Here is an 11,643-nt window from a genome sequence, read left to right on the forward strand (position 1 = left end):
CGCCACATACGCATCCACACCACCATCCGCCTCCAGCAGATGATGGAAGAACAGGCCTTCCTGGAGGGGGGCGAGGGGGTAGATGTCGGCGATGTTGGCTGCGCCGCCGTCGACGGCCGCGACGATCCGCTCGACCTCCTCAACCGCCAGGTCGACCAGGGGAAGCATGTCCGGGGTGATCCGCTCGGCACCGTCCGGGATCCGGTTCTCCGGCACCTCGACCGCATCCGGCCCCGCCGCCTGCGCCAGACCCGCCGGCGTCGGCGTCTGGAACAACGCCCGCACCGACACCGACACACCCCGGCCCCGCAGCAGCTCCACCAACGACACCGCCAGCAGCGAATGCCCGCCGAGGGTGAAGAAGTCGTCGTCGACACCGACCCGCTCGACGCCCAGGACCTGGGCGAAGGCCTGGCACAGGATCTCCTCCTGCACCGACACCGGCCCACGACCGGAACCGCTCGTGTATTCCGGAGCCGGCAACGCCTTGCGGTCCAGCTTCCCGTTCAACGTCAGCGGCAGCCCGTCCAGCACCACCACCGCCGACGGCACCATGTACCCAGGCACCCGCCCCGCCACGAACTCCCGCACCTCGTCGGCGAAATTAGTCCTTGCCGCGTCCTTGGTCCGGACCGGAACGACGTAGGCGACCAGGCGTTCATCCCGGACCGTGACGGCAACGTCCGCGACCGCGTCGTGGCGCGCCAGCACCGCCTCGACCTCACCCAGCTCGACCCGGAAGCCCCGCAACTGCACCTGCTGATCTCCGCGGCCCAGGTACTCCAGCCGGCCGTCGCCCAGCCAACGGCCCAGATCCCCTGTCCGGTACATGCGGGTGCCCCGTGCGCCGAACGGATCAGCGACAAACCGCTCACCTGTCAGCCCCGCACGGTGCAGGTACCCACGTGCCAGGCCAGCACCCGCCACATACAGCTCGCCCGCCACACCTACCGGCACCGGCTGCAGCCGCTCGTCGAGCACGTACACCCGCAGATCGGGGATTCCCACACCGATCACGCTGCCGCGCGCACCCAGCACGACGTCACGGTCCAGTGCCAGGTACGAGACATGCACCGTCGTCTCGGTGATCCCGTACATGTTCACCAACTGGGGCCCGTCGTCCCCGTGCCGCGCGAACCATCCCTCCAACCGGGCCGGCTCCAACGCCTCGCCACCGAAGATCACATGCCGCAGCGACCAGTCGTCCCGCTCCGCCGCCATCAGCTGATAGAACGCCGAGGGCGTCTGGTTCAGAACCGTGACCCGTTCCTCCGCCAACAACTCCGAGAACTCGCGTGGCGAACGGCTCACCACGTACGGCACCACGACCAGCCTGCCGCCCCGCAGCAGGGCCCCCCACAGCTCCCACACCGTGAAGTCGAACGCATAGGAGTGGAACAACGTCCACACGTCGTCCGACCCGAAGTCAAACCACTGCCGTGTCGACTCCAACAACCGCACCACATTCTGGTGCGGCACCACCACGCCCTTCGGACGCCCCGTCGAACCCGACGTATAAATCACATACGCGGGATGCTCCGGCAGAACCGGGACACCCAGATTGCCGTCGTCATAACCGGAGACATCCACCGCATCCGGCCCGATCGTCAACACCGGCCGGACGTCCTCCAGGATGAAGGAAATCCGCTCATCCGGATACTCGGGATCGATCGGGACATAGGCGGCCCCCGCCTTCAGCACCGCCAGAACCGCAATCACCATGTCCAGCGACCGCGGCAGAACCAACGCGACGAACCGCTCCGGACCCGCGCCCTGCTCCACCAAGTAGCGGGCCAGACGATTCGCCTCCGCATTCACCTCCCCATACGTCAGCGACCGTCCCTCGAAAACGACCGCGACCGCATCAGGCCGAAGCGCTGCCTGCGCCTCGAACAAGGCCGGAATCGTCACCCGACCCACGACCTCGCCACCGCTACCGACCCACTCGTCCAGGATCAGCTGACGCTCGTCCACGCCAAGAAGCTCAACGCTGCCGATCGCACCATCAGGATCTGCCACCAGGCCGGACAGCAACCGCTGGAACCATTCCACGAACCGCTCAGCAGTCCCCGCGTCGAACACATCGGCAGCCGCAACCAGCCGACCACTCAGACCGGCGGATCGACCGTCCGCGTCGAATACCTCGGCGGCCGTGACTTCCAGATCGAACTTTGCGGCAGCCGCTCCCAAGCGAACTGCCGTCACCGCGGGCAGCCCGGAAGCCTGAGCCTCTGGCAGGTCGAGTTGCGCCGCAGCGGCGTTCTGCAGGGTCAGCATCACCTGGAACAGCGGATGCCGTGCCATGGACCGCGCCGGGGCCAGCTCCTCCACCAGCCGCTCGAACGGCACGTCCTGGTGGTCGTACGCCCGCAGGCCGGCCTCCCGTACGCGCTTCAGTACCTCACCGAACGACGGGTCACCCGACAGGTCCGTCCGGATCACCAGGGAGTTGACGAAGAACCCCACCAGTTCGTCCAGGGCCTCATCCGTGCGCCCGGCGATTGCCGAGCCGATCGGAATGTCGGTCCCCGCACCCAACCGGTGCAGTGTCACGGCAAGCGCCGCCTGCAGCACCATGAAAACGGTCACGCCACGCTCACGCGCCACCTCACGCAACCGCGCATGAACCCCCGCCGACACCTCCACACGCACCGCATGCCCCTCATGCGACGCCACCGCCGGCCGCGGACGGTCATACGGCAGAGCAAGCTCCTCCGGCGCACCCGCCAACGCCCCACGCCAGAAGGCGACCTGGCGTGACAGCACGCTCTCCGGGTCGTTCTCATCACCGAGCAGCTCCCGCTGCCACAACGCGTAGTCGGCGTACTGCACCGGCAACGCGGACCACTCCGGGGCGGCACCCTCGCAACGAGCCGCATAGGCAGAGACGAGGTCACGCTCCAAGGGAGCGGACGACCACCCATCGCTGGCGATGTGGTGGACCACCACGATGAGCACATGCTCGTCCGGGGCGGTTTCGAACAGCCATACCCGAATGGGGATCTCCGCACTCAGATCGAAGGCATACCCCTGCGCTGCGGCGACCGCCTCCGCCAGGTCCCCCGCACCCAGCTGGGCGAAGGCCAGCTCGAACCCGCACTCCTCCACCGGCAGGATCCGCTGATACGGCTCACCCTCGGCCACCGCGAACACCGTCCGCAGCACCTCATGCCGCCCCAGCACATCAACCAGCGCCGCCTCCAACGCCCCCCGATCCACCCCACCCGACAACCGAAGCGCCACCGGCTGGTTGTACGTGGAGCTCGGCCCCTCCAACTGGCCGATGAACCACAGCCGCCGCTGCGCGAACGACAGCGGCACCCGCTCCGGCCGCGGACCCGCCACCAACGCAGGACGCGCCGCGTCCGCTCCCGCCAGCCGCAAGGCCAGGCCGGCCGGCGTCGGCGCCTCGAACAACGTCCGCAGCGCCACCTCCACACCCAGCACCGCGCGCACCCGACTCACCAGACGAGTCGCCAGCAGCGAATGCCCGCCCAGCGCGAAGAAGTCGTCCTCCACACCGACCTCGGGAAGACCCAGCACCTGCGCGAACGCCTGGCACAGGATCTCCTCCTGCACCGACACCGGCCCACGACCGCCACCACTCGTGTACTCCGGAGCCGGCAACGCCTTGCGGTCCAGCTTCCCGTTCACCGTCAACGGCAGCCCGTCCAGCACCACCACCGCCGACGGCACCATGTACTCCGGCACCCGCCCCGCCACGAACTCCCGCAGCTCGGACACCCGCACATCACCCACCACATAGGCAACCAGACGCTTGTCACCCGGGGTGTCCTCCCGCACGACCACCGCCGCCTGCCCCACCCCCGGATGCGCAGCCAGCACCGCCTCGACCTCACCCGGCTCGATCCGGAACCCACGAATCTTCACCTGGTCATCAGCACGACCCAAATACTCCAACTGCCCCTCGGCCGACCACCGCACCACATCCCCGGTCCGGTACATCCGCTCACCCACACCACCGAACGGACAAGCCACAAACCGCTCCCCGGTCAGGCCCGCCCGCCCCACATACCCCCGCGCCAACTGCACACCCGCGAGATACAACTCACCCGGCACCCCCACCGGCACCGGCCTCAGCGACCCGTCCAGCACATACACCCGGGTATTGGCCACCGGCGCACCGATCGGCACCACCCCACCACGACCCGACACACACTCCCAGGCCGTCACGTCCACCGACGCCTCCGTCGGCCCATACAAATTGTGCAGCTCCACCCCGTCGAACAGCTCGAAGAACCGCTCCTGCCCGGACACAGGCAAAGCCTCACCCGAACAGATCACCCGCCGCAGACTCCCACACCCCGCAGCCGCCGGCTCCGCAAGAAACGCCTCCAGCATCGACGGCACGAAATGCACCGTCGTCACCCGCTCCCGGCAAATCAGATCCGCCACATACCCCGGATCCCGATGCCCACCCGGCCGCGCCACCACCAGCACCGCACCATTCAGCAACGGCCAGAAGAACTCCCACACCGACACATCGAAACCGAACGGAGTCTTCTGCAACACCCGATCACCCGGCACCAAACCGAACCGGTCCTGCATCCACACCAGCCGATTGACAATCCCCTCATGCCCAACCACCACACCCTTCGGACGCCCCGTCGAACCCGACGTGAAGATGACATACGCAGGATGCTCCGGAGCCACCCACACCTCCGGCGCCGACCCGGGCCGGCTCGCCACCTCAGCCATCACCGCCGGATCGTCCACCACCACCCGAACCGCATCCTCCGGCAACCGCCCCGCGTACTCACCCGAGGTCACCACACACGCCGCACCCGCATCCGCCAACGCCACGACCATGCGACCGGCCGGAGAATCCGGATCCACCGGCAGATACGCCGCGCCCGCCTTGAGCACCGCAAGCAGCGCCACCACCATGTCCACGCCGCGCTCCAGACACACCGCGACGACCGACTCCGGACCAGCGCCCTGTTCCCTCAGGAAATGCGCCAACCGGTTCGCCCGAGCATCCAACTCCGCGTAAGAAAGCTCGACCCCCTCACACACCACCGCCACCGCATCCGGTGTCCGCGCCACCTGAGCCGCGAACAACCCCGGCACCGTCGCCGGCTCGACCGGCATCGCAGTGTCGTTCCACTCCGTCAGGAGTTGGCGCTCCTCGGTCACATCAAGAATCTCCACGGCGCTCACCCGCCGCGACAGGTCCTCAGCCAAGGCCGACACCACACGACCCCAGCGAGTCGCGATCTGGGCAGCCGTCTCCGCATCGAACAGATCGGCCGCCACCGTGACCACACCCCGCACACCTGCGGGCGCTCCGTTGTCACCGAGGACCTCGGTGGCGGTGACCTCCAGGTCGAACTTGGCCGCGGGAGCACCCCCGGCCATGCGGGAAGCCCGTAGGCCGGACAGAGCCAGCCTTGCCGTACCGGCGTTCTGCAGCGTCAGCATCACCTGGAACAGCGGATGCTGCGCCATGGAACGCGTCGGTGCCAGCTCCTCCACCAACCGCTCGAACGGCACGTCCTGGTTCTCGAACGCGCCGATGCTCGTCTCCCGGACCTGGTCCAGCACCTCGGCCAGCGTCGGGTCGCCCGAGAGGTCGGTCCGGATGACCAACGTGTTGACGAAGAAGCCCACCAGATCGTGCAGCGCCTTGTCCGTGCGTCCGGCAATGGCAGAGCCGATCGGGATGTCCGTACCGGCACCGAGCCGGGACAGCGTCACCGCAAGCGCCGCCTGCAGCACCATGAAGAGGCTCATGCCTCGCTCATGCGCCACCGCGACCAGCCGTTCGTGCACTGCGGCCGCGATTTCCAGCTCAGCCTGGTGACCGCGATAGGAACGCACCGCTGGCCGCGGCCGATCGGTGGGCAGCGACAGTGCCTCCGGCGCACCCGCCAGTGTCTCGCGCCAGTACGCCACCTGGCGTGACAGCACACTGTCCGGATCGTCGTCGTCGCCCAGCAGCTCTCGCTGCCACATGGCGTAGTCGGCGTACTGCACCGGCAGCGCTTCCCACCCGGGTTCCCGGCCGGCGCACCGGGCCTCGTACGCCACCGACACATCGCGCGCCAACAGCCCCGCGGACCAGGCGTCCCACGCGATGTGGTGCACCACCACGATCAGAACGTACTCATCCGGATCCACGACGAGCAGGCTGGCCCGCAGCGGGATCTCTTCGGCCAGGTCGAACGCGTACCGCGCGGTGCGCTCCACCGTCTCAGTCAGGTGCTCGGGAGCCACCTCCGTGACGACCAGTTCAAATCCGGTGTTACCGACCGGAAGGATCCGCTGATACGGCTCGCCCTCGTGCGCCGGGAACACGGTCCGAAGCACCTCATGCCGTCCCAGCACATCCCGCAGAGCTGCCTCAAGTGCATCCTTGTCGAGCGCCCCGGAGAAGCGCAGCACAGTGGGGTTCGTGTACGTCGTGCTCGGCCCCTCCAGCTGTGCCAGAAACCAAAGCCGACGCTGGGAGAATGAAAGCGGGATCATCAGGACTCCTCCTGGCTGCGCATCGGCCGCAGCGCGGGCCTAGCTTTTTGACGGCTATTACCTTGCTGTGCGAGTCGGGTCGCGAGTTCGGCCGGCGTCCGGGCGTCGAAGACCGCACGGATGGGCAATTCCGCTCCCAGCTCTTCACGCACTTCGCTGATCAGCCTGGTCGCCAGCAGCGAATGCCCACCGAGCGCGAAGAAGTCGTCATCCACCCCGACCCGCTCCACGCCCAGGACCCGGGCGAACGCCCGGCAGAGGAGCTGCTCCTGCTCCGTCGCCGGCCCACGGCCCCCAGCACTCGTGTACTCCGGAGCGGGCAGTGCCTTGCGGTCCAGCTTTCCGTTCACCGTCAACGGCAGCCCGTTCAGGACCACCACCGCCGATGGCACCATGTGCTCCGGCAACTGCCCGGCCGCGAAGTCCCGTAGGTCCTGGACGAGCCCATCGGACGCGTTGTCTTTCGCCTGGTCCGGTACGACGTAGGCCACCAGGCGTACTTCGCCCGGTGCGTCCTCCCGCGCGAGCACTGCCGCCTGCCCGACCCCCGGGTGCGCGGCCAGCACCGCCTGCACCTCACCCGGCTCGATCCGGAACCCCCGCACCTTCACCTGATCATCAGCACGCCCCGCGAACACCAGACGGCCATCGACCGTCCAGCGGGCGCGGTCCCCCGTCCGGTACATCCGCTCACCACCAGACCCGTACGGGCAGGCCACGAAACGCTCCCCGGTCAGGCCCGGCCGGCCCACATACCCCCGCGCCAACTGCGCACCCGCCACATACAGCTCCCCGACCACACCCACCGGCACCGGCGCCAGATACTCGTCAAGGACGTAGAAGCGGGTGTTCGCCACCGGCCGGCCCACCGGAACCACCCCGGCCGCCACATCCCCCGCCGACAACTCGGTCGTGGCGACACCGATGGTCGTCTCCGTCGGACCATAGTGGTTGAACACCCTCCCACCACCAGCGGCCAGCAGATCACCCACCAGGGCGGGGGGTGCGGATTCGCCTCCCAGGACCAGTGATCCCACCGACTCGAAGACCGGCGCACCCAAAGCGGCCACGTGCGAGGGCACCGCCTTCACACCCTCGATCCCATGGTCGGCCACATACCCCCGCACCAACGCCGGGTCCGTCACCGTGTCCTCGGCGAGGAAGTGCAGGACGCCCCCGCACACCAGAGCCGCGAAGATCGTGGTGTTGCCCAGATCGGTCGCCTGTCCCTGCAGCACCGCGAACCCGCCACCGGGCCGGTCGAAGCCCACCCGGGCCGGAACCGAGCCCACATAGTTCGCCAGACCGCCCTGCGTGACCGCCACACCCTTCGGACGGCCCGTCGAACCCGACGTATACACCACATACGCCACCTGCCCCGGATCGATCGACACCTCCGGCGCGGTGTCCTCCAGCCCGGCCAGCTGCATCCCCACCAGCGCCCCGTCGACCGCCACCAGACGATGCCGCCCCGCCGGAAGATCCTCCAGAATCTCCTCCGTCGTCAACGTCAGCACCGCACGACTGTCCGCGAGCATGAACGCGATCCGCTCCGCCGGATGCCCCGCATCCACCGGCAGATACCCCGCCCCCGCCTTCCACACCGCCAGCATCCCCACCAACGTCTCCACCCCACGCGGCAGACACAGCCCCACCACCGACTCCGCACCCACCCCCTGCACCAACAGGAAACGAGCCAACCGATTCGCCCGAGCATCCAACGCCGCATAAGAGAGCTCCGCCCCCTCACACACCACTGCGATCGCGTCCGGAGCACGCACCACCTGCGCCTCGAACAACCCCAACACCGACTCCCCACCAACGGAGACAGACGTGTCGTTCCAGTCCACCAACAGCCGGCGCCGCTCGGTCTCGCCGCTGATGTCGACGGCCGTCAGCGGGCTGTCGGGGTCGTCCTCGATCGCGGTGACGAGGTTGTCCAGGCAGGTGTGCAGCAGCTGGCACAGCGCCTGCCCGTCCACCGAGCCCACCGCGTCCACGGTCAGACCGAACCCGGAGTCTCGTTGGTCGACCGATACGGCCACGGGGTAGTTGGTGGCATCACGGGAGAGCAGCATCCTGACGCCCCTGGATGGTGTGTCCGCTTCCAGGCTGGCCTTGGTGGTGGGGCGCCTGCTGTGCCGGTAGTTGAAGATCGAGGTGAACAGCGGGCTGCCACCCGGCATCCCGCTGGCCTGCTGCGCCAGCGTCAACGGCGCGTGCTCGTGCACCAGCAGCTCGGCCAGCTGATCCCGCACACCCTCCAGCGCCTGGCCCACACCCTCAGCACCGACCCGTACCCGCACCGGCAACGTATTGATGAACAGGCCCGGCACCCGGTCCGCACCCGCACCCGCGTTCATCCGCCCGAACAGCACGGTGCCGAACACCACGTCGTCCCGGCCGCTGACCGTCGCGAGCACCCGCGCCCACGCCAGATGGAACACACTCGCCGCACTCACGCCCAGCGAGCGGGCCACCTCCCGCACCCGGCGGCCCACCTCCTCCTCCACACCGAGGTAGGAACGCACCACGCCGCTACCGTCGCCATGCACATCCATCAGGCCGTAAGGAGCGGTGGTCTCCTCGACATCGCCGAGCAGGCCGGCGAAGTAGGCCTCGTGCTCCGCGCGGGTGACGCCGAGACGTGCCTGAGCCACGAAGTTGCGGAACGGCAACGGCTCCGGCAGCGCATCCTCGCGCCCCGACAGAAACGCATCCATCTCCTCCAGCAGCACGTCCTGTGCGGTGCGGTCCTGGACCAGATGATGCAGGCGCAGCGCAGCCAGCCACTGACCACCTCCGTCAGGTTCGGCGGCGATGTGCACGTCGATCAGCGGAGCCCTTCCGATGTCCATCACCGAGCCAGTCGCAGCAATCAACTGTTCGGCAGCATCGGAGCCTTGCGGGTCGAGGGTGACTTCGGTGACTGGCAGTGTCGCCTGGCGCGTCACCACCTGGACCGGCTCGCGCAGCGCCTGCCACACGAACGCCGTGCGGTAGATGTCGTGCCTGTTCACCACCCGCTGCAGCGCTCGAAGGCAAGCGTCGAGACGCTGCCGCGAGTCGAATTGGATGACGGCCGGTGCCGCGTACCCGTTCGCATCACCGTCTGCCTGCAGCAGGTGGTGGAAGAACAACCCCTCCTGCAAAGGAGCCAACGGATAGATGTCGGCGATGTTGGCTGCGCCGCCGTCGACGGCCGCGACGATCCGCTCGACCTCCTCAACCGCCAGGTCGACCAGGGGAAGCATGTCCGGGGTGATCCGCTCGGCACCGTCCGGGATCCGGTTCTCCGGCACCTCGACCGCATCCGGCCCGGCCGCCTGCGCCAGACCCGCCGGCGTCGGCGTCTGGAACAACGCCCGCACCGACACCGACACACCCCGGCCCCGCAGCAGCTCCACCAGCGACACCGCCAGCAGCGAATGCCCGCCGAGGGTGAAGAAGTCGTCGTCGACACCGACCCGCTCGACGCCCAGGACCTGGGCGAAGGCCTGGCACAGGATCTCCTCCTGCACCGTTGCCGGCCCACGACCGGAACCGCTCGTGCCCGCCGCCGCGGCGTAGTCCGGGGCCGGCAGAGCAGCACGGTCGAGCTTGCCGTTACCCGTCAGCGGCAACGCCTCGAGCACCAGCACCGCCGACGGCACCATATGCTCCGGCAGCCGGGCAGCAGCGAACGACCGCACCGAATCAGCAAACGCCGCATACTCGACGTCCTCGTCATCAGCCACCACGTAGGCCACCAGGCGTACCTCGCCCGGTGCGTCCTCCCGCGCGAGCACTGCCGCCTGCCCGACCCCCGGGTGCGCGGCCAGCACCGCCTGCACCTCACCCGGCTCGATCCGGAACCCCCGCACCTTCACCTGATCATCAGCACGCCCCGCGAACACCAGACGGCCATCGACCGTCCAGCGGGCGCGGTCCCCGTCCGGTACATCCGCTCACCACCAGACCCGTACGGGCAGGCCACGAAACGCTCCCCGGTCAGGCCCGGCCGGCCCACATACCCCCGCGCCAACTGCGCACCCGCCACATACAGCTCCCCGACCACACCCACCGGCACCGGCGCCAGATACTCGTCAAGGACGTAGAAGCGGGTGTTCGCCACCGGCCGGCCCACCGGAACCACCCCGGCCGCCACATCCCCGCCGACAACTCGGTCGTGGCGACACCGATGGTCGTCTCCGTCGGACCATAGTGGTTGAACACCCTCCCACCACCAGCGGCCAGCAGATCACCCACCAGGGCGGGGGGTGCGGATTCGCCTCCCAGGACCAGTGATCCCACCGACTCGAAGACCGGCGCACCCAAAGCGGCCACGTGCGAGGGCACCGCCTTCACACCCTCGATCCCATGGTCGGCCACATACCCCCGCACCAACGCCGGGTCCGTCACCATGTCCTCGGCAAGGAAGTGCAGGACGCCCCCGCACACCAGAGCCGCGAAGATCGTGGTGTTGCCCAGATCGGTCGCCTGTCCCTGCAGCACCGCGAACCCGCCACCGGGCCGGTCGAAGCCCACCCGGGCCGGAACCGAGCCCACATAGTTCGCCAGACCGCCCTGCGTGACCGCCACACCCTTCGGACGGCCCGTCGAACCCGACGTATACACCACATACGCCACCTGCCCCGGATCGATCGACACCTCCGGCGCGGTGTCCTCCAGCCCGGCCAGCTGCATCCCCACCAGCGCCCCGTCGACCGCCACCAGACGATGCCGCCCCGCCGGAAGATCCTCCAGAATCTCCTCCGTCGTCAACGTCAGCACCGCACGACTGTCCGCGAGCATGAACGCGATCCGCTCCGCCGGATGCCCCGCATCCACCGGCAGATACCCCGCCCCCGCCTTCCACACCGCCAGCATCCCCACCAACGTCTCCACCCCACGCGGCAGACACAGCCCCACCACCGACTCCGCACCCACCCCTGCACCAACAGGAAACGAGCCAACCGATTCGCCCGAGCATCCAACGCCGCATAAGAGAGCTCCGCCCCCTCACACACCACTGCGATCGCGTCCGGAGCACGCACCACCTGCGCCTCGAACAACCCCAACACCGACTCCCCACCAACGGAGACAGACGTGTCGTTCCAGCCGTCCAGAACCTCAACCCGCTCCGCCGGAGACAGCACCTCCACCGCGCCGACC

Annotated in this window: 4 protein-coding genes (1 of these 4 only partly in view); all 4 read right to left on the reverse strand. The window is 68.6% G+C overall.

The window, feature by feature from the left end; all coding sequences use genetic code 11:
* Tightly spaced (each overlapping or abutting the next), the 4 genes in view from HUV60_RS05145 to HUV60_RS05155 form a layout consistent with a single transcriptional unit that may run on beyond the window.
* A protein-coding gene (locus HUV60_RS05145; RefSeq protein WP_269441133.1) for a non-ribosomal peptide synthetase crosses the window boundary here: on the reverse strand, nt 1-6,489 show its 5' end (the start). 11,127 nt of this gene lie to the left of the window's left edge; only the first 6,489 of its 17,616 coding nucleotides appear in the window; it begins with the start codon at nt 6,487-6,489; the stop codon falls past the left edge of the window.
* Entirely contained in the window at nt 6,489-10,385 is a 3,897-nt protein-coding gene (locus HUV60_RS05150; protein ID WP_269441134.1) for a non-ribosomal peptide synthetase, read from the reverse strand. Before HUV60_RS05150 ends, HUV60_RS05145 begins: the two co-directional genes overlap by 1 nt.
* Nucleotides 10,355-10,567, reverse strand: a complete 213-nt coding sequence (locus HUV60_RS33820) for a hypothetical protein (protein WP_443047500.1) — start codon at nt 10,565-10,567, stop codon at nt 10,355-10,357. The genes HUV60_RS05150 and HUV60_RS33820 overlap by 31 nt, the downstream gene beginning before the upstream one ends.
* Nucleotides 10,480-11,400 (reverse strand): AMP-binding protein, encoded by a 921-nt coding sequence (locus tag HUV60_RS05155; RefSeq protein WP_443047216.1) that lies wholly within the window; start codon nt 11,398-11,400, stop codon nt 10,480-10,482. Before HUV60_RS05155 ends, HUV60_RS33820 begins: the two co-directional genes overlap by 88 nt.
* Nucleotides 11,401-11,643 lie beyond the last annotated feature (243 nt).

It is taken from the genome of Streptomyces sp. KMM 9044, assembly GCF_024701375.2.
Lineage (GTDB): Bacteria > Actinomycetota > Actinomycetes > Streptomycetales > Streptomycetaceae > Streptomyces.